General features: G+C 66.9%; 16 protein-coding genes and 4 pseudogenes. 11 read left to right on the top strand and 9 right to left on the bottom strand.

The window, feature by feature from the left end:
- The first annotated feature begins 1 nt into the window (after position 1).
- From A5730_RS09300 to A5730_RS24230, 7 genes are read left to right on the top strand one after another with little or no spacing between them, the layout of a single operon-like run.
- On the top strand, positions 2–1,342 hold the full coding sequence (locus A5730_RS09300) for an MCE family protein (RefSeq protein WP_369829866.1): 1,341 nt from the start codon (positions 2–4) through the stop codon (positions 1,340–1,342).
- Positions 1,339–2,466, top strand: a complete 1,128-nt coding sequence (locus A5730_RS09295) for an MCE family protein (protein WP_067898645.1) — start codon at positions 1,339–1,341, stop codon at positions 2,464–2,466. Before A5730_RS09300 ends, A5730_RS09295 begins: the two co-directional genes overlap by 4 nt.
- Positions 2,467–3,945: an MCE family protein gene (locus tag A5730_RS09290; protein WP_067898642.1), complete on the top strand. Its 1,479-nt coding sequence runs from the start codon at positions 2,467–2,469 to the stop codon at positions 3,943–3,945. It begins immediately after the preceding gene.
- Positions 3,946–3,959: 14 nt separating this feature from the next.
- A complete protein-coding gene (locus A5730_RS09285; RefSeq protein ID WP_082946777.1) occupies positions 3,960–4,616 on the top strand; it encodes an Mce protein in 657 nt (218 codons plus the stop codon).
- Positions 4,613–5,236: a hypothetical protein gene (locus A5730_RS09280; protein WP_231994656.1), complete on the top strand. Its 624-nt coding sequence runs from the start codon at positions 4,613–4,615 to the stop codon at positions 5,234–5,236. The genes A5730_RS09285 and A5730_RS09280 overlap by 4 nt, the downstream gene beginning before the upstream one ends.
- Positions 5,237–5,247: 11 nt before the next feature.
- The gene (locus A5730_RS09275; protein WP_067899560.1) at positions 5,248–5,742 is read left to right on the top strand and encodes a CAP domain-containing protein; all 495 of its coding nucleotides are present in this window, start codon (positions 5,248–5,250) and stop codon (positions 5,740–5,742) included.
- A gap of 22 nt (positions 5,743–5,764) precedes the next feature.
- Complete coding sequence (locus A5730_RS24230) at positions 5,765–7,483, top strand: molybdopterin-dependent oxidoreductase (RefSeq protein ID WP_082946776.1); 1,719 nt, start codon at positions 5,765–5,767, stop codon at positions 7,481–7,483.
- 15 nt (positions 7,484–7,498) lie between these two features.
- Here the strand turns inward: A5730_RS24230 and A5730_RS09265 are convergent, their stop codons facing one another.
- The gene (locus A5730_RS09265) at positions 7,499–8,077 is read right to left on the bottom strand and encodes a rhodanese-like domain-containing protein (RefSeq protein WP_067898636.1); all 579 of its coding nucleotides are present in this window, start codon (positions 8,075–8,077) and stop codon (positions 7,499–7,501) included.
- 25 nt (positions 8,078–8,102) lie between these two features.
- Positions 8,103–9,449 (bottom strand): rhodanese-like domain-containing protein, encoded by a 1,347-nt coding sequence (locus A5730_RS09260; protein WP_067899557.1) that lies wholly within the window; start codon positions 9,447–9,449, stop codon positions 8,103–8,105.
- Between the two features lie 339 nt (positions 9,450–9,788).
- Between A5730_RS09260 and A5730_RS25150 the strand changes: the two are divergent.
- A pseudogene (locus A5730_RS25150) lies at positions 9,789–9,878 on the top strand (CAP domain-containing protein); the annotation flags it as partial.
- 3 nt (positions 9,879–9,881) lie between these two features.
- On the opposite strand, the gene A5730_RS09255 reads toward A5730_RS25150, so the two are convergent.
- Positions 9,882–10,247 carry a hypothetical protein gene (locus A5730_RS09255; RefSeq protein ID WP_067898633.1) on the bottom strand — a complete coding sequence of 122 codons (366 nt, stop codon included), beginning with the start codon at positions 10,245–10,247 and terminating at the stop codon, positions 9,882–9,884.
- Between the two features lie 323 nt (positions 10,248–10,570).
- Here A5730_RS09255 and A5730_RS09250 point away from each other — a divergent pair, with 323 nt between their 5' ends.
- Entirely contained in the window at positions 10,571–12,850 is a 2,280-nt protein-coding gene (locus A5730_RS09250) for a bifunctional diguanylate cyclase/phosphodiesterase (RefSeq protein WP_082946775.1), read from the top strand.
- Here A5730_RS09250 and A5730_RS09245 read toward each other — a convergent pair whose 3' ends face one another.
- The 4 genes and pseudogenes from A5730_RS09245 to A5730_RS25305 form a co-directional block, all read right to left on the bottom strand.
- Positions 12,851–13,162 (bottom strand): hypothetical protein, encoded by a 312-nt coding sequence (locus tag A5730_RS09245; protein WP_156745746.1) that lies wholly within the window; start codon positions 13,160–13,162, stop codon positions 12,851–12,853.
- 109 nt (positions 13,163–13,271) lie between these two features.
- A pseudogene (locus A5730_RS25145) lies at positions 13,272–15,638 on the bottom strand (molybdopterin dinucleotide binding domain-containing protein); the annotation flags it as partial.
- Positions 15,639–15,995: 357 nt separating this feature from the next.
- A pseudogene (locus A5730_RS25140) lies at positions 15,996–17,210 on the bottom strand (molybdopterin-dependent oxidoreductase); the annotation flags it as partial.
- Between the two features lie 87 nt (positions 17,211–17,297).
- Positions 17,298–17,468, bottom strand: a pseudogene (locus A5730_RS25305) (hypothetical protein); the annotation flags it as partial.
- A 309-nt stretch (positions 17,469–17,777) separates the two neighbouring features.
- Here A5730_RS25305 and A5730_RS09235 point away from each other — a divergent pair.
- Complete coding sequence (locus tag A5730_RS09235; RefSeq protein WP_067899552.1) at positions 17,778–18,242, top strand: LppP/LprE family lipoprotein; 465 nt, start codon at positions 17,778–17,780, stop codon at positions 18,240–18,242.
- A gap of 13 nt (positions 18,243–18,255) precedes the next feature.
- On the opposite strand, the gene A5730_RS09230 is transcribed toward A5730_RS09235, so the two are convergent.
- Positions 18,256–20,208, bottom strand: a complete 1,953-nt coding sequence (locus A5730_RS09230) for an acyl-CoA dehydrogenase (protein WP_067898624.1) — start codon at positions 20,206–20,208, stop codon at positions 18,256–18,258.
- A gap of 126 nt (positions 20,209–20,334) precedes the next feature.
- Between A5730_RS09230 and A5730_RS09225 the strand changes: the two genes are divergently transcribed.
- Positions 20,335–21,453 (top strand): esterase-like activity of phytase family protein, encoded by a 1,119-nt coding sequence (locus tag A5730_RS09225; RefSeq protein WP_067898620.1) that lies wholly within the window; start codon positions 20,335–20,337, stop codon positions 21,451–21,453.
- Here A5730_RS09225 and A5730_RS09220 read toward each other — a convergent pair.
- Positions 21,429–23,786, bottom strand: a complete 2,358-nt coding sequence (locus A5730_RS09220) for an ATP-binding cassette domain-containing protein (protein WP_067898617.1) — start codon at positions 23,784–23,786, stop codon at positions 21,429–21,431. The two genes, A5730_RS09225 and A5730_RS09220, sit on opposite strands and share 25 nt — an antisense overlap.
- Positions 23,787–23,848: the final 62 nt, after the last annotated feature.

The raw sequence follows: 23,848 nt of genomic DNA, 5'->3' as shown, positions 1-23,848 counted from the left end.
GATGAACCGGTCCACTCTGCAACGACTGACCGCCGTTACCCTCATCGGCACGCTCGCCACGGCTTCGTTCCTGATCGGTTGGAAGCTGTGGAACAGGGTCGAAAGGAACACCTACACGGCCTATTTCACCGAGGCCAACGGCTTGTTCGTCGGCGACGACGTGCGCATCCTCGGGGTCACGGTCGGGGTGATCGACAAGATCGAACCGCAACCCGACAGCTCCAAGGTGACCTTTTCGGTAGACAAGCAATACGCCATCCCCGCCAACGCCCGCGCGGCGATCCTGTCCCCCTCACTGGTGACTTCGCGGGCCGTCCAGCTCGTTCCCGCCTATTCGGGCGGTCCCAAGTTGAGCCCCGGCGCTTCCATCCCGCTCGGCCGCACCGCCGTCCCGGTCGAATGGGATGACTTTCGCAAGCAGTTGGAGAAACTGACCGACGCGTTGCAGCCCACCTCCCCGGACGGGGTGAATTCCCTCGGTGAGTTCATCAACTCCACCGCCGACAACGTGCGTGGCCAGGGCGACACCGCCCGCGACACCGTGATCAAGCTGTCCGCCGCGATCTCCGCACTCGGCGATCACGCAGACGACATCTTCAGCACCGTGCGCAATTTGCAGCTGCTGGTCTCGGCGCTGTCGTCCAGCAGTGACCTGCTGGCCTCGTTCAACCAGAACCTGGCCACCGTCACGACCCTGTTGACGAACACACCCAATGAAATCGCCAATGCGGTAAAGGGCCTCGACGGTGCGCTGACCGATTTGCGCGACTTTCTGGCCGACAACCGGGAAGCCATGGGCGTTACGTTCGATCGGCTGGCCTCCGTCACGACCGCGTTGAACGACAGCCGCATGGACATCAAGCAAATCCTGCACATCGCCCCCACGGTGTTCCAGAACTTCCTGAACATCTACCAGCCCGCTCAAAGCGCGATGACCGGCATCATCGCGCTGAACAACTTCGCCGACATCCCGCAGTGGATCTGCAGCTCGATCGAGGCGGCGTCCCGGGCCCGGCTCGACCGGGTGTCCAAGCTGTGCCTGCAGTACATCAACCCGATCATCAAAAACCGGCTGTACAACTACATTCCGGCGGGACTCAACCCGTTTGTCGGCACCCAGGCCCGCCCCAGCGAGATCACCTACAGCGAGGACTGGCTCCGGCCCGGGTACACGCCTCCGGCGCCACCGCCCGAGGCACCCCCGCCGCCGCCCGACGCGCCGACGCCGCCGGCCGCCCAACCACCACCCACGGAAGCGCCGCCGGCACCGCCGGCACCGAGCGGCACGGTCAACTCGACGCAAGTGTTGCGGGACCTGATGCTCCCGGCGGGCGCCTCATGAGGCGCGTGGTTTTGGCGGCGCTCATCCTCGCCTGCATCGCCGCGCTCCCCGGCTGTGACTGGAACTGGAAGGGGCTGAACTCGTTCACCCTTCCCGGCACCTCCGGCAACGGCCCCGGCGCCTACACGATCCAGGCCCAAATGCCCGACGTCGTGACGATTCAGGAGAACACCCGTGTTCGGGTCGACGACGTCAACGTTGGCAATGTGACCAAGATCCAGCTGCAGGATTGGCACGCGCTCGTCACCATGCGCATCAACGGCGATGTTCACCTGCCGGCCAACGCGACCGCCAAGCTGGGGCAGACCAGTCTGCTCGGCTCGATGCACATCGAGCTCGCGGCGCCCAAGGACGAACCGCCGGTCGGCCAACTGAAAGACGGTTCGCTCATCCCGCTGTCGCACGCGAGCATGTACCCAACCACCGAACAGACCCTGGCTTCCGTCTCAATCCTGCTCAACGGCGGCGGAATTGGGCAGCTACAGGAGATCACACAGGCGATCGCGAAGGCATTCGCCGGACGCGAAAACGACATGCGCAGCCTGCTGCACCAACTGGACGAGTTCATCGCCCGGACCAATGACCAGACCGACGACATCATCGCCGCGGCCGAAAACCTCAACTCGCTGGTCGGCCAGTTCGCGGAGAAGGACCCGGTAGTCGACAAGGCATTGACGACCGTGCCGAAAGCGCTGAAGGTGTTGGCCGATGAGCGCACCAAGATCGCCGACGCGATCGACCAGCTCGGCAAGTTCAGTGCCATCGCGGCCGACACCGTGCGCCAGAGCAAGGAGTCTCTGGTCAACAACTTGCGCAATATCGCGCCGGTGCTGCGGTCGCTCGCCGACGCGGGCCCGTCCCTGACCAAAGGGCTGGATGGCCTGGTGGCCTACCCGTGGCCGGCGTCGACGGCGAGAAATTGGTTCCGCGGCGACTACGCCAATCTCACCCTGATCGTCGACCTGACGTTGAGCCGCCTCGACACCGGTTTCTTCACCGGCTCACGGTGGGAGGGCAACCTCACCCAGCTCGAGCTGCAGTGGGGACGGACGATCGGGATGCAGCCCAGCCCGGCCACCGCCGGCAACCCCCTGACCTATCCATATCACTTCGGGGGGTACTGAATGCTGCGTCTGAATCGTCGAACCTGGATACAGCTTTCGATCCTGTCGCTGGTGACGGTCCTGTCTTGTGGCGCAATGGCTTTCAATTACATGAAGCTCCCCGAAACACTTTTCGGGATCGGGGAGTACGTCGTCACCGTCGACCTGCCCGAATCGGGCGGCCTCTACCAGACCTCCGTGGTCACTTACCGCGGCACCGATGTCGGCCAGGTCAAGTCGGTCGACGTGACCGCGACCGGGGTTCGCGCGGTGCTCGCGATCAGGTCCGGCGTCAAGGTGCCCGCCGACGTCCAGGCGTCGGTGCACAGCCGATCGGCCGTCGGCGAGCAATACATCGAGCTCACCCCCCAGCCCGGTAAGGACGGTGATCACGGCAGGGAGCTGCGAGCCGGCGATGTCATTCCCGCCGGCCGAGTCGACGTACCCGTCGACATCGGACACCTGCTCGATGTGACCAACCGTGCGCTGCAGGCGATTCCGCGCGACAATCTCCGCACGGTGGTTGACGAGACGGATCGCGCAGTCGGTGGCCTCGGGCCTGAGCTGTCCCGGATCGTCGACGGCTCCGCCGCTTTGGCAATTGCCGGCGGCCACACCGTCGGGCCGCTTGCCGCACTGATCGACCAGACCCCCCCGGTGCTCGACTCGCAGATCCAAACGTCGGATTCGATTGCCCGGTGGGCCAGTCGAACCGCGGCGATCACCGCCCAGTTCAAGGCGCAGGACGCCGCCTTCCGGGACCTGTTGACGCAGGGGACCAACGGGGTGGAGGAAAGCCGTGCGCTGCTCGATCGGGTGTCTCCTGCGCTGCCGGTGCTTTTCGCGAACCTGGTAAGTCTCGGTGACATCGCGGTCGTCTACCGCCATGACATCGAACAACTTCTGGTGCTCTTCCCCCAGGGGATTGCGGCGATGGCCGCAATCGTCGTCCCCAGCTCTAACACCAAACAGGAGTACCGGGGCGCACAGCTGGACTTCAACCTCAACATCAACCTGCCTCCCCCTTGCACCACGGGCTATCTGCCGCCGACTCAGCGCCGGTCGCCGGCGAACGTCGACGCGCCCGACCGCCCCGCAGCGGACTTGTTCTGCCGCGTGCCGCAAGATTCGGAGTTCAACGTCCGCGGGGTCCGCAACATCCCGTGTGAGAGCAAGCCGTGGAAGCGCGCGCCGACGGTCGAATTGTGCGATAGCGACGAAGAATACGTGCCGCTCAACGACGGCTACAACTGGAAGGGCGACCCGAACGCCACCTATACCGGACAGGGCGTACCGATGTACCCCCCCGGACAAGACCCGCGGCTCCCACCGCCGCGGGGCACCGCGCCACCGGCGCCGGCGCCGCCACCGCTCGCGGTCGCCACGTATGACCCGGCCAACGGCGAGTACATAGGCCCAGACGGGCACCGCTACACAGAATTCGACCTGGCGCACCCGCGTGCCAAGAACTGGCAGGCACTTCTAGTGCCGCCGGCCTGAGCAAAAGGAGCAAGATGGCTGAAGATGCTGAGAGCCACGAAAACGCCGATCTCGCTGAGGAATTCAGCGAATCGACCGCGGCCGAAGACGCCGATATCGCCGAGCAGGCCGGCGAGGCTGACGACACCGCTGAGGACCAAGCGGAGGCGAAGAACCGGCTCGCGCGAATCCGGCAGCGGATAATCCCGCGACTGTCGCACACCGGGCAGGCGTTGGTGGCCGGCGCCCTCGTCGTGACGGTGCTGGCGGGATTGACCGGTTGGCTTGGCTTCCGGGCCTACCAGAACCACGAGGCACAAGCACAGCGCGATCTGTTCGTGCACGTGGCGCGTCAGGGCGCGGTGAACCTCACCACCATCAACTACACGGAGGTCGACGCCGACGTGCAGCGCATCATCGATCTGGCCACCGGAGCCTTCCGTGAGGACTTCGAGCAGCGGTCCAAGCCGTTCATCGAGGTCGTCAAGGCGGCGCAATCGAAATCAGAAGGCACCGTGACCGATGCCGGCCTGGAGTCGCAGCGTGGCGACGCGGCCCAGGTCCTGGTCGCGGTCGCGGTGAAGTCGCGCACCGCCGCGGGCGAGGAGGCGCCCCGGGAATGGCGAATGCGGATCGAGGTCCGGTCGGTCGGTGACGACGCCAAGGTGTCGAACGTGGTGTTCGTGCCATGACCACGTTGAGTGAAACCCAAACGCACGACGAAGAACTGGTCGACGACGACGACTCGGCGACGCCCGAGAAATCGGATGCCGTCGACATCGAGGAGGGCTCTGACGACGAGGCCGGCACCACGCGGGCCAGGCCACCGATCGCGTGGTCCCGCGTTGTCGCGTACGCGGTGCTGCCCGCCTTGGCGTTGCTGCTGGCGCTCGTCGCGGGCTACTTCAAGTGGGTGGTGGCGTCGTCCGATGACCTCGCGCGAGTGCGAGCGGAATCGGTGCGGGCCGCGAGCGAAGACGCCGTCGCCCTGCTGTCGTATAAGGCGGATTCGGTGGATAAGGATCTGGCCGCCGCACGCGAGCGACTGACCGGAGACTTCAAGGACGCTTACACGGAGCTCACCCGCCAGGTGGTCATTCCGGGGGCCAAGGAAAAGCACATCAGCGCGGTCGCCAAGGTCAGTGCCGCCGCGCCCGTTTCCGTGACGGCCAACCACGCCGTGGTCTTGCTGTACGTCAATCAGACCGTCACGGTCGGGGAGGGTGCTCCCACCGATACACAGCCGGTTATCCGGGTGGTGTTGGAGAAGGTCAACGGCCGCTGGCTGGTTTCGCATTTCGACCCGGTGTGAGCGGAGTGGTCATGATCGGATGGGTGCGCGCACTACCCGCGGCTGTGCTTCTCGCTGCGCCGGCGCTGCTGGCGCCCGCGAGCGCACATGCCGACAACAAGCGGCTCAACAGCGCCGTCGTCTCCGCGGTATACACGCTGCAGCACCAGGCGGGCTGCACCAACGACGTCATCAGGGACAACGCCCTGACGCTGGCCGCTCAGTGGCACGCCGACGACATGATGAACAACCGAAATGTCAACGACGACATCGGATCCGACGGGTCGACGCCGCAGGACCGGGCCAACGCCGCTGGCTTTAATGGAAAAGCGTCCGAAACGATCGCGATCAACCCGGCCATCGCCATCAGCAGCCTGGAGCTGGTCAACCAGTGGTATTACAACCCCGACGACATGGCGATCATCCGCGACTGCGCCAACAGCTCCATGGGGGTATGGTCCGAGAACAGCATGGACCGCACCGTCGTGGTGGCGATGTACGGGCAACCGGCCGCGCACCATCGATGACAGGTCTGGAAGAAGGTTCCCGATGATGTTCGAACCGCCGGGCATGGAGTTGGTCGAGACCTCCCCACGCTTGACCATCGGCCAGCTCGCCGAATTGCGCGGCCTGGACCCGCAATTGCAACTGCTGGATGTTCGCGGTCACGAAGAGACGATCCAGGGCATCATCCCCGGCGCGCGGCAGATTCCGCTGCCGGACCTGACGAACTCGATTTCCGACTTGGATCCGACGGCCCCGGTGGTGGTTTACTGCGCCAGCGGGCGACGCTCCATGGTGGCCGTTAGCCGGCTTCGGGATTCGGGCTTCGACGACGTTGCGGAGCTGGTCGGTGGCTTCGAAGCCTGGCAGGGCGCCGGGTTCCCGATCGCCATCGGCGATGAGATTGTTTCCGACGCACCGCAGGTCGGCCCCCGGGCGGCCAAAGCGTTGGTCGACGCGGGCGCACTGCTGCTCGATGTGCGGGAGCCGGACGAGTGGTGTACCGAGCACGCGCCGGCCGCGATGCTTCTGCCGGTCGGACGCGTGCGCACTCGAGAAGATGAACTTCCTCGTGACCGCCGCATTGTCGTGGTGTGCCGCTCGGGGGGACGGTCCGCGGCGGTGACAGCGTTGTTGCGCCGCTCTGGCTTCGACGCGGTGAACCTGGCGGGCGGCATGTGCGCGTGGGCCGCCGCCGGGTTGCCGATCGTAAGTCACGGTGGCGACGCCGGACTGGTTGTGCAAAGGGAGGATCCCCTCAACTGCGAGACATCGCTTCCCGCGCTGATCGGCGGCGCCGTGACGCCATCCGCTCACTTCTACGTTCGCAATCATTTCCCTACCCCGGTGCTGGATTCGCAGCTGTATCAACTGGCGATCACCGGGTTGGTTGAGCGACCCCTATGCCTGTCGCTGGGCGATCTATACAACCTGCCGAGGCAGTCGCTGCTGGCGACGCTGGAATGCGCTGGAAACGGACGGGTCCACTTCGATCCGCCGGTCGACGGGGAGCAATGGCAGTTCGGGGCAGCGAGCACCGCCGAATGGACGGGCGTCCCGCTGGTTGACATCCTGGACAGGGCGGGACTATCCGCGGGAGCCCACGACGTCGTCTTCCGTGGCGCGGACATGGGTTTGGTCGACGGCGTGACGGCCCCGGTCCGGTTCGAGCGGGCCATGTCGGTGCGGGACGCCCGCGACTCGGGCGCGGTGGTCGCGTACGCGATGAACGGTGAACCGCTGCCGCTTCAGCACGGCCGCCCGGTCCGACTGATCGTGCCCGGCTGGTATTCCGTCGCGTCGGTCAAGTGGCTGACCGAGATCGACGTTGTGGACCGCCCATTCGAGGGCTTCTTTCAAACGAAGCGCTACCACTACGAACTGGAGCGCGACGGCCGCGTCGTCCATGAGCCCGTCCGCCTCCAGCGCGTTCGCGCCTTGATCGCCCAGCCCGCAGAGGGCGCCTCGGTGACCGCCGGGGAACTTGTCGTGCGAGGCGTCGCCTGGTCGGGGGCGGCGCTTATCGACCGCGTCGACGTCCGCATCGGTGAGGGCCCGTGGCAGCCCGCCCGTCTGGTCGGCGAACCCCGCCTGCACAGCTGGCAGTGGTGGGAGTTGTTCACGCGCTGTGACCTTCGCGGGTCCACGACAGTGCGGGCACGGGCAACCGACGAGGCGGGCAACAGACAACCCGAACGACCCGAATGGAACCGGTTTGGCTACGGCGGCAACGCCATTCAGACGATCACCGTCAACGTGCAGTGAGTGCGCGGGCCGGGCTTACTCCTCGAACTGGGACAGCACTTTGTTGACGTCAGAGGTCGCACCGCGGTTGTACGGCAGTTTTGACAGCGCCGTTGCCATGGCGCATGTGTTGCTTAACGCGGCGAACGTCAGGCCACCGCCGATCGCGGCGGCTACCCACTTAAGCCGTGGTATCGCGGCGCTGCCCAGGACGGACGACAGCACCACCGACCCAGCGACCAGCCGCACCTGACGCTCGAGCTCCCACCGCTGCGCGCCGCGGTCGACGGTGAAACCTTGGCCCTCCCAATCGGTGATCCCCTTTTCGAGGACCCGCCCGCTGGTCAATCCGGCGTTGCGCAATAGCGCCTGCGCTTTGGTCGAGCGTTGTCCGGAACGGCACACCAGTACGACGTCGTCGTCTTGCCCGAGGCGCCGGGCGATTTCCTCGCCGTGCTGATCCAGTATGTCGAGGGGAACGTTGAGGGATCCGGCGATGTGGGCGGTCTCGAACTCGGCGGGGGTTCGGACGTCGACGACCCGTGGAGCTTTGGGTGACTCGATCAGCTTGCGCAGGTCGATCGAGGTGATCGCGTCGGTGGTCGGTGCGTTCATGATTTACTCCAAGTGCTGATTGGTGTCAGAGCGTTGTTATCCCGAGCTTTTCGGCGTTGTCGTACTCGTCATCGATGAGTACGACGTCCCGGTCTTGGCGGTCGAGTAGCGCGGCGGCGATGGATGCGCGATAGCCGCTGGCACAATGGATCCATGGCTCGCGGTCGGGGGGAAGCTCGCCGATGCGCTGAGGCAGTTCGTGCAAGGCGATGTTGATCGCGTCGCGGATGTGGCCGTTGTTGAACTCGCCGGGCTGGCGCACATCGAGCACGATGACGCGGCCGTCGTCGAGCGCATCGACGAGGTCCTCGAAGCTCGCCACGCGATAGCTCCGCAGCTCAGATCCGGCAGCGAGCGCACGGATGTCGCCGGTGGCGCTCCCGGTCAGCCGGTCGACGCCGATGCGGGACAGTTCACGCTGAGCGTCCGCCACCTGTTCGGCATCCTCGCCGATCAAAGTCAACGGCGCACCCCACGTGTAAAGCCAGCCAAGGTAATTGACGAAAGACCCGGAGAACTCGAAGCCGTACGTTCCCGCCAGATGTCCTGCGGCGAAGGCTGTTCGCTTGCGCAAGTCCACAACCCATTCGCCGGCGTCGATCCGAGCGCGGAGCTCCTCGGGGTGTACGGGTGCGATGGGTGTCAGGTCCGGAGCGGTGGGACCGGCCCGGTTGATCACGCCCATGTGCGCGTAGTAGGCGGGGTACGCCGACAGTTCGGCCAGCAGTTCGTCGACATAATCCTGCTCGCTCTGGGTCAGCGCCGGATTGGTGTCGCGTTCATCGCCGATCGTCGACTCGTCACTGTCACTGGCTGCGGGCGAACAGAAGCTTCCGAAACCGTGGGTGGGATAGACCGCCGTCGTCGCGGGGAGTTCGTCCGCGAGTCGGCGGACCGAATGATACTGCAGCCGAGTGAGTTCCGCGGCCTGCTCTTCGCCGGAAAGGTCGGTCCTCCCCGTGCTGCCGAACAGCAGCGATCCGCCAGTGAAGACGCCGACGGTTTGGCCCGCCTCATCCCGGAGCGCGTAGCTGGTGTGGTGGTGGGTGTGCCCGGGCGTGGACAACGCCTCCAGGTGCAGACCGCCGGTATCGATGCGGTCCCCGTCGTTGATGCGCTGATGCGGGAAGTCGACCTCTTCGCCGGCGGGAAGCACGTATTGGGCGCCGGTGGCGTCGGCGAGCGCCAAGCCGCCGGTGACGTAATCATTGTGGATGTGGGTCTCTAGCACATGGGTGATGCGCAGACCGCCAGCCAGCTCTAGCACGCGGTCGATGTCGCGCTGCGGGTCGATCACGACGGCGACCACGCCGTCGCTCACCAGATAACTACGATCGCCCAACCCCGAGGTTTCGATAATCGAGACGTCCACCATGGTTCTTCCGAATCGCTTCCGTCCGCGCCTTGGCCTGACCGTCCAAACGTAGCCGCCAGCAAACCCACCCAAACGTGCTGCGAGGCGTTCCCATTGTCGGAGTTTGACAAGTTTGAAGCCAAGACGCCGCGCGTGCAGCGGCTTTACGTACCATTTCGCGGCGTCAGGACGGCGCCTGCGTCGAACGGGTGCCGCAAACTCTCTGAACACGAAATCCGGCAGCGATTTCAACCGCGGTGATTTCTATTCGCACCACGTTGCGGCCGCGGCAGCGGCCGTGCGTTGTAGCGACTGGAAATCGGGTCGGCGTCGGGGGCCGTGTGCACGGCAACCGCGCACGCCGACGACATGATGAACAACCGAAACATCAACGGCGACATCGGTTCCGACGGGTCGACGCCGCAGGACCGGGCCACCGCCTTCGGCCGGCTATCGCCGAGCGGGGCAGGCGCGTGCCAGGGTGCCCATCTCGTCGTCGAACTCGTGGTTGGCCTGCGCTGCGGCTTTCGCCGATGGCGGCAACGTCGAGTTCAGCGGGTCCTGTTTGCCCAGGTCGTCGTACACCCGTTTGACGTCTTGCAGATACTCGCGCGCCAGCGCGGCGGCGCGTTGCGCGTGGTCCGACAGGCCGGGCGTGTGGACCCGGTCGGCGCGCTGCGCCAAGCCGTCCAGCCATACCCGGTAGTCGGCGTCCGTGGGCACGGAATCTTGTTCGTAGGACCCCGGCGGCGCGAACCGCGTCTTCGCTTTCAACGACGCCTGGGCGTCGCGGTTGAAATCGATGAATTCGCGCACACTGCGACAGGGCTGTGCCCGTTCATCGAGGCGCCATGCGACAACCAGACCGGCCGCTGCGACGGCCACGCACAACACCGCCAGCAACCGCCGGGCGGTCCGGCGTGTACCGAGATTGTTTGCCGCCACGCGACCAACTTAACCGCTGACCGCGCTTCCGGGCTTGCGCGCCAAGCGACACGGGCAGGCGGAGCCGCTTGAATGAAGACCTTTCCGCTCGCCGTTTCGGATAGCGATAACGGCCCGCGGCTTTGCCCGGTTCTGTCAAGATCGACAGGTCGTATCGGGGGATTGGGGGCGCGTTGCGTTTTTTGAGTCCCCGCATGTGTTTCGGCCTGTCTGCCGTCGTCCTTGCCGCGGCGGCGTTCAACGCGCTCGGGCTTTGGGGAGTGGGGACGGCGCTGCGGGTGCAGTTCGTTCTCGAAGCGACGTTGTGCGTGGTGGCGCTGCTGGCGGGGCTGCTCGTCGTCCGGCGGGTGGCCGGGCCGGCGCGGTGGTGGCGGGTGATCCTGCTGGTGGCCATCTCCGTTTTCCTGACCGCTGAGGCCCTGTCGCAGCGGGTCCGCACAGCCGGTAGCGGCGCGACCGCGCCGCCGTGGGCCATCGCCGGCTATTTCGTTGCCGGGCTGCTGTTTGCCGTCGCGATGCTGGTGCTGGTGGGGTCGGCCATTCGCGGGCAGGCGCGGACGTGGCTGCTTGGCCGGCAGAGCCTCATCACCGCGGGGCTCGATGGAATGTTGGCGGCGCTGGCGTTCTTCCACCTGGTCTACGTCGCCCGGTTGGGGGCCATGCACGGCGCCGCGCTGCCGCGGTCGACCAACACCGCGGTCGTTGCCGGCATCGCGGCAGTCGAACTCGTCGTGGTGGTGAGCGCCGTCCTGGTGGCCATGTGGTATCCGCCGTATCTGCCTTCCCGCGTGAATTACATGCTGCTCGCCGCCGCGGTGATCACCCTGACGTCATCGGATCGGCTGCTGGCCTACCTTCGCAGCGTCGCCGTGGCCCAGCTCGACTTGTGGGTCGGCACCGGCTTCGTCATCGCTCCGCTGCTCATCGCGTGGAGCGTGCTGGATTTCCCGCCCCGGACCCGTCCCGCGCACGACGAAGAACAGCCGACGAACTGGGCGCAGCTCACCCTGCCCTACGTGGGTTTCATGGGCAGCACTGCCCTCATCAGCTTCCACCAGCTCATCGGACAACGGGTCGACCCCGTCTTCATCGGCACCTACGTCGCGATGGCCCTGCTCGTCGCGACCCGGTACCTAGTGGCGATGCGCGTCCAGCGGATGCTCACCGAACAGCTCATCGACACCAAACGCCGCCTCGCCTATCAGGCTTACCACGACCCGTTGACCGACTTGCCCAATCGATTGTTGTTGGCGCAACGGCTCGACGAGGCGATCCGCGACGGGCCGTTCGTGCTGATCTTCGTCGACATCGACGATTTCAAAGAGGTCAACGACCGATTCGGACACGCCGCCGGCGACGAACTCCTTTGCGCGATCAGCGCGCGGCTGCGGAGTTGCCTCGGTGCCGACGACACGCTGGCTCGCATCGGCGGTGACGAGTTCGCCATCCTCATCACGGGTGTCGTGCAGGCGCCCGAACTCGTCGCCGACCAGCTGCGGGTAGCGCTTCGCAGCCCGTTCTCGGTGCACGGCACGTCGGTGCGGGTGCGCGCCAGCATGGGCCTGGTCAGTCCCGGCGGTGACGGACTGCCTCCGACCTCAGACGATCTGCTCAGGCAGGCCGACACCTCCATGTACACCGGCAAGCGGTTGGGCAAGGACACCGCGGTGGTGTACCGCCCGGCGTTCAGCGTCTCCGAAGATTTTCCGACCGCGCTCCGGCAGGCCAAAGGCGGTGTCCCCGAAGGGTTTCGGCTGAAATTTCAGCCCATCGTCAAGCTTCCGGAGGGAACGCCGGTGGCGGTCGAGGCGCTTGCCCGCTGGACCACACCCAGCGGCATACAGATTGCTCCCCAGACCTTCGTCTCTTTGGCCGAGGCCCATGGCATGGGAGCAGAACTCGATGCCGTGGTACTCGACCGGGCCTGCGAGCAAATCCAATCGTCCGGCCTTGACTTGGACATTCACATCAACATCGGTGCGGCACGGTTGGGCAGCGTGGACTTCGAACGGGTCATCAGCCGCACGCTTTCCCGGTATGGGCTGGGGCCGCGACGAGTCGTCCTGGAGATTACGGAGACGGTTCCCATCGTGGACCTCGCCGATGCGGCGGTGGCCATCAGACGCCTGAACGACCTGGGGATCAGAGTGGCCTTGGACGATTTCGGCGGGGGCTACAACTCGTTGACCTATTTGCACTCGTTGCCGGTGCAGATGGTCAAACTCGACCGCGGGCTGGCTACGGGTGTCGAGCCCGGACGAAACCTGACGCTGTATCGATCAGTGATCGGCCTCTGTGAAGCCCTCGGCCTGACCGTCATTGCCGAAGGAATCGAAACCTCCGAGCAGGCCGAGACAGTCCGCGCGGCTGGGTGTGGCCTGGCGCAGGGCCACCTATTCGGTCGGGCCACCGAGCTGAGTGACATCGGCGCGCAATCAGTCGCGCGGCCGGCCGAACCGCGAGCCCCGAGGTGACTACCGACGGGGCGTGGAGTCGGCGTCGTCCCGCGCCCCGCGTCGGCCGTCGGCCGCGGACTCGCAGGCGCACCACTGACCCCTGTCCTGCATGCGCCGCCGAAGCTGGGTGCCGCGTTTGCGCATCAGGTGCTGGGCGTAGACCTTGTCGCGCTGTTGGGGTGAGAACGCGTAGTCCAGGTTGATCGGCAATCCGGCCCAATCAACCCGGTCGCCGAGCTGGTCGTCTTCCGCGGCGCGCCGCAGCCGGCACTGCAGCGGGCAGATGGCCCGCGCGGTGTCCTCGATGGGCCCCTCGAAATCCAGAGCCACGCCTACGTCCCTCCTCGGAGCAACCAATGAGTGAATGGTGCAGCGAGGTTGTTTCAGCGGCAGACGCGTGATGTTTCCGGATTATTACAAGTAGGGCGACACCGGCGGCCTAGTAGACGTCACGGTGATAGCGCTTGTCGGCGCTCAACGACCGGACGTAATCCTTGGCGGCGTCGGGATCGAGCTTGCCGTGTTCGGCCGCGATATCGCAGAGCGCGCGGTCGACGTCCTTGGCCATGGGGTCGGCCGTGCCGCAGACGTAGAGCTGCGCGCCGTCCTGCAGCCAGCGCCACAGCTGGGCGCCGCGCTGACGCATCAGGTGCTGGACGTAGACCTTCTGCCGCTGGTCGCGGGAGAACGCCAGGTCCAATTCGGTGAGGAACCCGTCGGTGCGCATCTGCTCGAGCTCGTCGCGGTAGTAGAAGTCGGTCGCGGCGTGCTGCTCGCCGAAGAACAGCCAGTTTCCTCCGGTGTGGCCCAGCGCCCGCCGTTCCTGCAGAAAAGCGCGGAAGGGCGCGATCCCGGTGCCCGGGCCGATCATCACCATCGGCGTCTCCGAATCCCTGGGAGGCCGGAAGTTGCTCGACGGCTGCAGGTAGACGGCCACCCGATCGCCGGGGGAGCGGTCGGCGAGGTAGGTCGAACACACCCCGCGGCGCGGGACGCCCTGGAAGTTGTAGCGCACCGGTGAGACCGTCAGGTGAACCTCTCCTGGGCACGCTTTGGGGCTCGACGAGATCGAGTACAGCCGCGGCTGAAGGCGTTTGAGGACCCGCAACCACTCGTGGGCCGACGCCCAGACCGGTAGCTCGGCCAGCAGGTCGATGGACTGCCGGCCCCACGACCAATCCGCCAGCGCGCGTTTGTTTTCCGGCTTCAGCAGCTCCGCCAGTTTCGCATCGCCGGTGCGCTCCTGCACGAATCGCACCAGGTCTCGGCTGATGTGGGCGATCTCGATGCGCTCGGTGAGCGCCGAGCGCAACGACATCAGACCGTGCTCACCGACCTCGACCGGGGTCTGTCCGTCCAGCCCGGTGACCGACAGCCATTCGTCCACCAACTGGTCGCTGTTGCGCGGCCACACCCCGAGCGCGTCACCGGCTTCATAGGTGACGGTTTCTTCCGGCAGGCTGAAAACCAAGTGCCGCACGTCTTTCGCCGACTTCGGCTGGCTCAACACGGTGTTGCGGACCATGCCGGTGATCAGCGGATGCTTCTTGCTGTAGGTGTTCGGCTGACCGGACCGCGAGGGCGCGGTGACCGCGGAAGCCCGCGCCGGCGCTGGAGCTCTGCCGTCGCGGCCGACCGACGTGGGCGTGCGGGTCAGTGCCGCAATGACGTCGCCCGTCCACTTGGCCGCGGGGCCGTCGTAGTCGGGTTCACAGTCGACGCGGGCGGTGATGCGGGTCGCGCCCAGCTCGGCGAGGCGGGCGTCCAGGCCGCGTCCGTGACCGCAGAAGTCGTCGTAGTTCGAATCACCCAGGGCCAGCACGGCATACCGGGTGTCGGTGAGTTCGGGTGCCCCGTCGGACGTCAATGCGCGCCACAAGCCGGTGCCGTTGTCCGGCGGGTCACCGTCGCCGGTCGTGCTGGTGATGAGCAGCAGTTCCCGCGTCGTGGCCAATTCGGCGGCGGGGAAGTCGTCCATGGCGCGCAGCGCCACCGGCAAACCGGCCTCGCGCAGTCGCGTCGCGACATCCGCGGCGAGCTCTTCGGCGTTCCCGGTCTGTGATGCCCACAGCAGCACGATGGGTGCCCGGTCGGCGGGCTTGCGCGTCGCTTCCTTGACCGCCGGGGCCGGCTTTGGCCCGGGCGCATCGTTGCGGGAGAACAGGCCGGCGAGCAGGCCGTCCACCCACAGCCGGGTGTCGGAATCGAACGGGGCGCTGCGCGGCAGGGTCGGCACCCCGGCCGTGCGTCGACCGGCGTCCGACCGAAGTGCGGTCAACATCCCGGCAAGGTAGGAGCGGCCGAGCTCGTCGAATTCCGGCACGGGTTTCGTTGCCACGCCGAGCAAGTCGGCGAGGGCATCGACCTGTGACACGCTGACTTCCGTTACCTCCGTGCCCGCTGGATCCGGACTGCCGGCGCCCGGTGGCGCTGGTTTGACGCCCGGGTCCGGCGCGGGCACAACGACTTTCGCCAGCGCGACGGCGCAGGCTTTGAATTCCGGTTGGTTCGAGATCGGGTCCACCGCATCGTTGGTGACGGCGTTGATCGCGAGGTATTCGCCGAAGACGTCATTCCAGTGGAACGGGGCGAAGCAGTTGCCGGGGCGCACCCGGTCGCTGATCGCGGCGGGCAGGACGGCGCGGCCACGCCGGGAAGCGATTTCGATCGCGTCGCCGTCGGTGATCTCCAGCCGCGCGGCGTCGTCGGGGTGGATCTCGACGAACGGGCCGGGGTTGAGCTTGTTCAGCTTGGCCACCTTGCCGGTCTTGGTCATCGTGTGCCACTGGTTCGGCAGGCGGCCGGTGTTCAACACGAACGGGAAGTCGTCGTCGGCCATTTCGTCGGGCGGCAGGTGCGGACGGGCGAAGAACACCGCGCGACCATTCGCGGTGGGGAACGCCAACCGGGGCGCGCTGCCGTCCTCGCGAACCAGCCGGGCCTGGCTGACGCCGTCGTTGAGGTAGCGAATGGGATTGCGGTCACCGGTGCCCCCGGGCGGGCACGGCCACTGCAGCGGGCCCCGGCGCAGCCGCTGGTAGCTGACCCCCCGCAGATCGTACCCGGTGTTCGGGTTCGAGAACCGCTTGATCTCTTCGAAGACCTCCTCGGCGCAGCCGTAGCTGAAGGCGTCCGAAAAGCCCATCTCGCAAGCGATCCGGGCGATGATCTGCCAGTCTGGCATTGCGTCGCCCGGCGCCGCGACCGCCGGCTGTAACAGCGTCATGTTGCGCTCGGAATTGACCATCACCCCCTCGGCCTCCGACCACAGGGCCGCCGGCAGCAGGACGTCGGCGTATTCGTTGGTCTCCGTGTCGAGGAACGCGTCCTGGGTGACGACCAACTCGGCGCGTTCGAGACCGGCCAGCACCGTCCTCCGGTTCGCAACGGAGGCAACCGGATTGGTGCAGACGATCCAGCACGCCTTGATCGCCCCGTCGGCCAGCCGGGAGAACATGTCGACGGTGCCGCTGCCGACCTCGGCGCGCAGTGTGCCACGGGGGATGCCCCACTGTTCTTCGGTGAAGGCGCGGTCATCCGCGGACAGGACCGAACGCTGCCCGGGCAATCCCGGTCCCAGGTAGCCCATTTCGCGGCCGCCCATCGCATTGGGCTGGCCGGTGAGCGAGAAGGGGCCGCTGCCGGGTTTGCAGATCGCGCCGGTGGCCAGGTGCAGGTTGCAGAGGGCGTTGGTGTTCCAGGTGCCGTGGGTGCTCTGGTTGAGGCCCATGGTCCAGCAGCTCACGAAGTTGTCGGCCGCACCGATCATTTCGGCCGCCGCGCGGATGTCTTCCGCGGGGACCCCAGTGATTTCGCTGACCGCGTCGGGGGTGTACTGCCCCAGGAAACCGGGCATCGCCTCCCAGCCCTCGGTGCACTCGGCGATGAATTCGGGATCGGTGTGCCCGTTCTCGACGATCAGGTGCAACAGCCCGTTGAGCAATGCCAGATCGGACCCGGGGGTGATCTGCAAAAACAGGTCGGCCTTTTCCGCGGTGGCGGTGCGGCGCGGGTCCACCACGATCAGTTTCGCCCCAGCCTTGACGCGCTCCATCATCCGCAAGAACAGGATGGGATGGCAGTCGGCCATGTTGGCGCCGATGACGAAAAAGACGTCGGCGTGCTCGAAGTCTTCGTAGGAGCCGGGCGGACCGTCCGCGCCCAGCGAGAGCTTGTAGCCGGAACTGGCGCTGGCCATGCACAACCGCGAGTTCGACTCGATCTGGTTGGTGCCGATGAAGCCCTTGGTCAGCTTGTTCGCCAGGTACTGCGCCTCGATGGACATCTGCCCGGACACGTACATCGCAAAGGAATCCGGGCCGTGCTCATCGATGATCGCGCGTAACCGGTTCGCGCACGCGGTGATCGCGCGGTCCATCTCGACGGCCTCGATGGGCTCGCCACGATCGGCGCGAACGTACGCCGATTCCATCCGACCCGGCGCGCTGAGCAGGTCCGAAGTGGTGGCGCCCTTGGTGCACAGCCGGCCGAAGTTGGCCGGATGTTCTTTGTTTCCAACCGACTTGGTGATGTGACGCCGGCCGCTCTCGGGATCGGTTGTGACCTGCAGCACCATCCCACAACCGACGCCGCAGTACGCGCACACGGTGTTCACGGCATCGTTGGTGGACGCCATGGACTCCCTGGTCACGCACTTCCCTTCCTTTGAGCGCAACGGGCCTACGTGAATGGTGCGACGTTGATGTTTCGGCACTTGGTATCCGGAGTTTCCCCCGCTTTACGGCTTCCTCTCACCGGACGAAGCGCGTGCGTGAACTCTGAGAAAAGCCACAAATGCCCTGCTCAGCACGGGTCGTCGTCGACCCGTCGGCCCGCTTTAGGCTACCCGGGCGCCCCCGCGCGACGCCCGCCAGAACGGGGTCTGGAACCAAACAAACGGCACATTCACAGCCTTCGCTAAGCTCACCGAGTGCGTCAGCTGATTGTGATTGCGCTGATTCTGCTGGCCGCCGGTTGCGGTGGGAAGCAACCCGCCACGCCGGCGCCACCGGACAAGTGCAAGGACTCCGACGGGCCGACGCCCGACACCGTGCAGCGGGCGATCGCGTCGGTGCCCATCACCGTCCCCGGCACCATGTGGGTGGAAATCGCTCGGGGACATGCGAAGAAGTGCCGCCTCTACTGGGTGCAGATCATCCCGACCATCGCGAGCGAAACCACCGGCCAACAGTTACTGTTCTTCGATCACAACACGGCGCTGGGCACACCCACCCCAAATCCCAAGCCGTACATCACCGTGTTGCCGCCCTCCGATGACGCGATCACCGTTCAGTACCAATGGTTGAAGGGCAACGATCAGCCGTGCTGCCCCACCGGGATCGGTACGGTGAAATTCGAGATCGGCCCCGACGGCAAGCTAAAGCCGCTCGGCAAGATCCCGAATCAATAGTCCGACCGTTCCGTCAGCTGGTGACGGACTCGGCCAGGTTCTCCGGGTGCAGCATCTCGGCGTAACGCAGCTGCTCCGGAATTCCGAAGCCGTCGACCAGCGTTTGCGCGTGCGGCCGCAGCGCGCGGCACCGATCGTTGATGCCGCGGGTGACCGCTTTGGCCCGTTCGGTGGACAGGTACCGATGTTCGATGTACCACGCCTTGTCGTCCTCGATGACCGACAGCGCATACAGATCGCACAAAACCCCTAGCAATTCCCGGGTTTCCTCATGGGGACACGCGTCGATGCCGGCGACGAACGCTTCGAGCACCACACGGTCGATGTGCGCGCCCGCGGCGTGCAGCACGTGATCCTGCACCGAGTTGAACGCGTCGAATTCCGACATCTCCTTGGACTTGGCCTGCAGCCGCCGCGCGACCGACGCCAGCAGATATTCCTCGCGATCCTCGAACATCTTGATCTGGGTGCCGCGGTTGAACAGGCTGCCCTCTTCCTCGCTGTCCTGTCGGGAGTCCACGATCGTTTGGATAATCGCTTCCGCCGCAGTGCGTTTGACGACGCGCTCACCAACGGTGTTGGCGGCGAAGCGCACCCACTCGACCGGACTCATGCTGCGGATGTCGTCGGCGTAGGCCGTCAGCAGTTCCTTGGCCACCAACTGCGTCAGCACGTGGTTGTCGCCTTCGAACGTGGTGAACACGTCGGTGTCCCCGCGCAGGGCGATCAGCCGGTTCTCGGCCATGTAGCCGGCGCCGCCGCACGCCTCGCGCGCCTCCTGAATCGCCCGGGACGCGTGCCAGGTGTTGGCCGCCTTCAGTCCGGCGGCACGCGATTCCAGCTCGCGCTGCTCGTCGGCGTCGACCGCGTCCGCGGTCTGGATGTCGTGGCACTTGCTGACCAGTTCGTTCTGAGCGAACTGCAACGCGTATGACTTTGCGATCAGAGGGAACAGCCGGCGCTGATGCACCAGGTAGTCCATGATCAGCACCTCGGACTCGTCATCGGGCGCGCTGAATTGCTTGCGCTGCAAGGCGTATCGCGTGGCGATGTCGAGCGCGACGCGAGCGGCGGCGCCCGCGCTGCCACCGACCGTGATCCGCCCACGGACCAGCGTGCCCAGCATGGTGAAGAATCGGCGGTTCGGGTTCTCGATCGGCGAGCTGTAGGTGCCGTCCGGCGCCACATCGCCGTACTTGTTGAGCAGGTTCACGCGGGGCACGCGCACGTGGTCGAACACGATGCGGCCGTTGTCCACGCCGGGCAGGCCGCCCTTGTATTCACAGTCCGACGTCGTCACCCCGGGCAGGTCGTTGCCGTCGGCGTCGCGGATCGGCACCATCAGGCAGTGCACCCCGTGCTGGACGGGCTTGCCGTCCTCGGTCGTGATCAGTTGCGCGAATACCGCTGCCATGGTGGCCGTTTCGGCCGCCCCGCCGATGTAGTCCTTTCGGGCGGTCGGCGTGGGGGAGTCGATGATGAACTCCTCCGTCTCGGGGTCGTAGGTCGCGGTGGTCTCCAGCGACTGAACGTCGCTGCCGTGCCCCGTCTCCGTCATCGCGAAGCAGCCCCGTAGCTCGAGGCTGATGATGTCCTTGACGTACGCCTCGTGGTGGCGCTCGGTGCCCAGGTTTTCGACGGCGCCGCCGAACAGGCCCCACTGAACCCCGGCCTTGACCATCAGCGACAGATCCGACATCGCGAGCATCTCGATCATCGTGATCGCGGCGCCGATGTCACCGGTGCCGCCGTGCTCCTTGCGGAAGTTGTCGGCGGCCGCACCGAACGCGGCCATGATCCTCATCTGCTCGGCCACCTTGGTGCGCGCGATCACCGTGTTCGGTGTGTAGTGCGGCCGGAAGAGATCCTCGCTCATGGTGGAGCGCAGCTGGTTCCTGGTGTCACGCCAACGCCCGTCGAGGGCGTTGCGCAGCTGGTCGGCAATGGTGGTGGTGTCTGGCGCCATAACCCGACCGTATCCCCCGGTTCGCGTCGCGCAAAACAACGAAGCCATTTCACCCGGCGTGCATTCAGTGCGACGTCGAAGCCCGATTTCCGCCGTGAGTGCACGCTCGGCGATACCTTCTCCGGTATGGCTCATCGGCTCCGCGCGGCGTGCGTGTCACTCGTCTTGGCGCTCGCCGGCTGCGCGCCGGCGCACCCGCCCGCCCCGGCGGCTCCGCCGCGGCCGATGCTGACCTATATCGGTCAGGCGCAGATTCCGTTCGATGAGGCCTTCGACGGAACGATCATCGGCGGGCTGTCGGCGCTGACCTATGACGCCGGCCGCCAGCTCTACTACGTCATCAGCGACGACCGCTCGAAGAAGAACCCCGCCCGGTTCTACACCGTGCAGTTGTCCCTGTCGGACAGGGGAATTGACACGGTCGCCTTCACCGGCACCCACCCCCTGCTGGACCGTTCCGGTCAGCCGTTCCGGCCGCTCACATTGGATGCCACGCCACCGGTCGTCCCGCCCGATCCCGAGGGCATCGCGTTCGACCCAGCGCGACAGCGGCTGTACTGGTCCTCCGAGGGCGAGCGGCTCACGGACGGGCCGGTGTTGCTCGACCCCTGGATCCGGACCGCCGCGCTCGACGGTGCCTACCTCGGCGAGTTCACCTTGCCGGCCAACCTGGCGATGTCCGCACAGAACAAGGGCCCGCGCCGGGACAAGGCGCTGGAGGGCCTGGCGCTGACGCCCGACGGCCGCACGCTGTTCGCCGCGATGGAGGACCCGGGTTACGACGACGGCCCGACCGGGGGCGACGGTCACCGCGTGCTCACCCGGATCACCAAGTTCGACGTCGCCACCGGCACGCCCACCGCCCAGTACGCCTACCCGATGGAGCCGCCCGTCCCGCCCGCCGAACTCAACGGCGTCTCCGATCTGGTCGCGCTGTCGGACACCACATTTCTGGTGATCGAACGCGCCGCGGCCACCCCGCCGACCGTGCGGATCTACCGGGCCGAGATCGGCGCCGCCACCGACGTTTCGGCAATCCCGTCGATGCAGGACGCCGCCGTCACCCCGATGAGTAAGACGCTCGCGCTGGACTTGTCGGCCACACCGGGACTTTCGCCGCTGGACAATGTCGAGGGCATCACGCTGGGACCGAAGCTGCCCGACGGTCGCCAGTCGGTGGTGCTGGTCAGCGACAACAATTTTTCACCGAGCCAGATCACTCAGTTTCTGTTGCTCGCGATGTGATGATCCCGGGGCCGCAGCCGGTAGAGCGCAAAGCCGGCGGCCCCGACGCCGAACAGGACGAGCATCGTCATGTCGAACACCCACCACCCGCTGTAGTGGGTCCACACCTCGGAGTTGGCGGCCAGCGGGTCGACCCTGCGCAGGTTGACCGTGGAAGCCGACGCGGCGAAGCCCCATTGGGCGGGAACGAAGCAGGAAATTTGTTGAAAGCCCCACTTACTCGCCAGCTGAACCAGGCTGCCGTTGAGCAGCGCGGAGACCAGGATCACCGGCAGCACCAGCGGCAGGACTTCGCGCAGCGACTTGCCCAGTGTCGACAGCGCGAGCCCGATCACCGCGTACACGATGGCCGTCACCGCGACGCTGACGTAGAGCTCGGCCGTTGCGTTGCGCAGCAACGCGGCGCCGCCCCCGGGGGTGCCCTTCTCGGCGACGACGAGGGCGAACAGGATGGCCGTCAGGATGGCCGCGGCCAGGCCGCCGACCAGGATCTTGGCGGCCAGGTACGCCGCGGTCGACGTGCCGAGGGCCTGCTCGCGCCGGAAGATGCGATGCTCGCGCACGACGGCGCGGATGGTCAGCGCGGTGCCGATGATCACCGCGGCGACGTTGAGAGCGGCCAAAATCTCGAGGGCTTCGTGCGGGTGGCCGCCGCCGGCTTTGGGCCGGGCCAGGCCGGCATCGCCGGGGATCAGCAGGGTCAGGCCAGCCAGCGCGAACGGCAGAATCGCCAAGAAGACGAAATACAGGCGGTCGGCGAAGAGCAGCCGGGCGTCGCGGCGGGCCAGCAGCCGGATTTGCCGGGTCGTGGGGGGCTTGGCCGGGGCGGGCGACGGCGCGGCGACCTCGGGCGGGGCCGCCGGCGCCGGCTCCGGTGGCCGGGCGCGAAAGGCGCGATGCGTCCCGTCGGGGTCGGCGCTCACCCGCGCGAGCACCGCCGACCAGTCGGCGGTGCCGAACGCGGATTCGACTTGGGCGGGCGGCCCGAGGAATGCCGTCGCACCGGCCGAGGTGAGCACCAGCACCTGGTCGCACAGGTCTAGATCCGCCAAGGACGTCGGCGGCGACACGGCTGCCACGACCACGCAACCGATGTCGGCCTGGCGCCGCAACATCGCCATCACGTGACGCTGTTGCTCCGCATCGAGGCCGGCGCCCGGCTGGTCGACCACGAGCAGCGTCGGCCGGGTGACGAGCTCGACCGCCAGCGCGGCGCACCGGCGCAGCTCGGGCGAGAGCTTGGCAATCCGGGTGGTCCGGTGCGGCGTCAGCTCGAGTTCCTCGAGGACTTGGCCGACCACGCGGTCGCGTTGCTCGGACGAGACATCCTGGGGCAGGCGCATTTCGGCGGCGTACCGCAAGGCCCGTTCGACCGTGAGCTGCCGGTGCACGCGGTCGTCGGGCGACACGATGCCGATGCGGGCGCGCATGGACTCCGGCTCGGCATGGACATCGTGGCCGTCGACGGTGACGAGCCCAGAGCTGGGCTGCCTGGTGCCGGCGAGCAGCCCGAGCAGCGCAGAATTGCGCGCGGCCGACGGCCCGACCACCGCGGTGAAAATGCCCGGGCGCGCCGCGAACGAGATGTCCGACAGCGTCTCGCGACCGTCGACGGCGAGCCCGAGCTGGTACGCGGTCACCCCGACGGTGCGGGCCTCGGCGTCCAGCGGCAGGCGGTAGGTGGCGTTCGGTTCCGCGGTGCGCGCAGACGGTCCCGGGACGCGCAGCTTGGAGGTGACCATCCGCTCGATCAAGCTCGGACCCTTCGCCGGCGCCTCCGCCTCGGCGGGCGGCGGAATGGGCGGCGCCGGGTCCGGGAGCGCCGGGCGCTCGGGCGCCGGCGGTTGCTGCGGGAGCGCGGGCATGCGCTGGGTGTCGCGCTGGGTCGGAGCCGGCGGGCCCGGATCGTGCGGCGCGACCGGACGGGGCGGCGGGGGATAAGCGGCGGCGGGACGGGGCGTCGGGCGCGGCGCTTGGCCGGGCGGGCCGGCGGGTTGACCGAGTTGGAACGTCAGCCGGGGACCGCGCTGCGGATCACCGATGCCGATCGCCTGGCCGTCGCGAATGGTCACCGTGGACGCCCGCGTTCCGTCGACGAAGATGCCGTTGTGGCTCAGGTCGATGGCCACCCAGTGGGCGCCGGCGAATCGCAGCACCACCTCCGGGCGGGGCGCGGGCGGTGGCGAGGCGACCGGGCCGAGGCGCTCGAGCGCGATGTCGCATCCCGGTCCGTAGCCGACGATCACGTCGCGGCCGGGCGCGAAATCGAACCTCATCGACCCGACCCATACGGTCAACGGGGAGGCTCTGAAAGCGGAACCCTCGGTCCGCATTGGCCGCCCCCTTTCGTCACGCCGGTCAGCTCGGCTTAGTGTCTACCCGCCGGCCGCCGTCC

The sequence above is a fragment of the Mycobacterium sp. ACS4054 genome, from assembly GCF_001667275.1.
GTDB lineage: Bacteria > Actinomycetota > Actinomycetes > Mycobacteriales > Mycobacteriaceae > Mycobacterium.
Note: the sequence above shows the minus strand (reverse complement) of the source record. Positions and strands in the feature narration are given on the sequence as shown.

Coding starts and splice junctions, on each gene's coding strand:
- A5730_RS09300 (WP_369829866.1), top strand. CDS start 2: ATGAACCGGTCCACTCTGCAACGACTGACCGCCGTTACCCTCATCGGC.
- A5730_RS09295 (WP_067898645.1), top strand. CDS start 1,339: ATGAGGCGCGTGGTTTTGGCGGCGCTCATCCTCGCCTGCATCGCCGCG.
- A5730_RS09290 (WP_067898642.1), top strand. CDS start 2,467: ATGCTGCGTCTGAATCGTCGAACCTGGATACAGCTTTCGATCCTGTCG.
- A5730_RS09285 (WP_082946777.1), top strand. CDS start 3,960: ATGGCTGAAGATGCTGAGAGCCACGAAAACGCCGATCTCGCTGAGGAA.
- A5730_RS09280 (WP_231994656.1), top strand. CDS start 4,613: ATGACCACGTTGAGTGAAACCCAAACGCACGACGAAGAACTGGTCGAC.
- A5730_RS09275 (WP_067899560.1), top strand. CDS start 5,248: ATGATCGGATGGGTGCGCGCACTACCCGCGGCTGTGCTTCTCGCTGCG.
- A5730_RS24230 (WP_082946776.1), top strand. CDS start 5,765: ATGATGTTCGAACCGCCGGGCATGGAGTTGGTCGAGACCTCCCCACGC.
- A5730_RS09265 (WP_067898636.1), bottom strand. CDS start 8,077: ATGAACGCACCGACCACCGACGCGATCACCTCGATCGACCTGCGCAAG.
- A5730_RS09250 (WP_082946775.1), top strand. CDS start 10,571: ATGTGTTTCGGCCTGTCTGCCGTCGTCCTTGCCGCGGCGGCGTTCAAC.
- A5730_RS09230 (WP_067898624.1), bottom strand. CDS start 20,208: ATGGCGCCAGACACCACCACCATTGCCGACCAGCTGCGCAACGCCCTC.
- A5730_RS09225 (WP_067898620.1), top strand. CDS start 20,335: ATGGCTCATCGGCTCCGCGCGGCGTGCGTGTCACTCGTCTTGGCGCTC.
- A5730_RS09220 (WP_067898617.1), bottom strand. CDS start 23,786: ATGCGGACCGAGGGTTCCGCTTTCAGAGCCTCCCCGTTGACCGTATGG.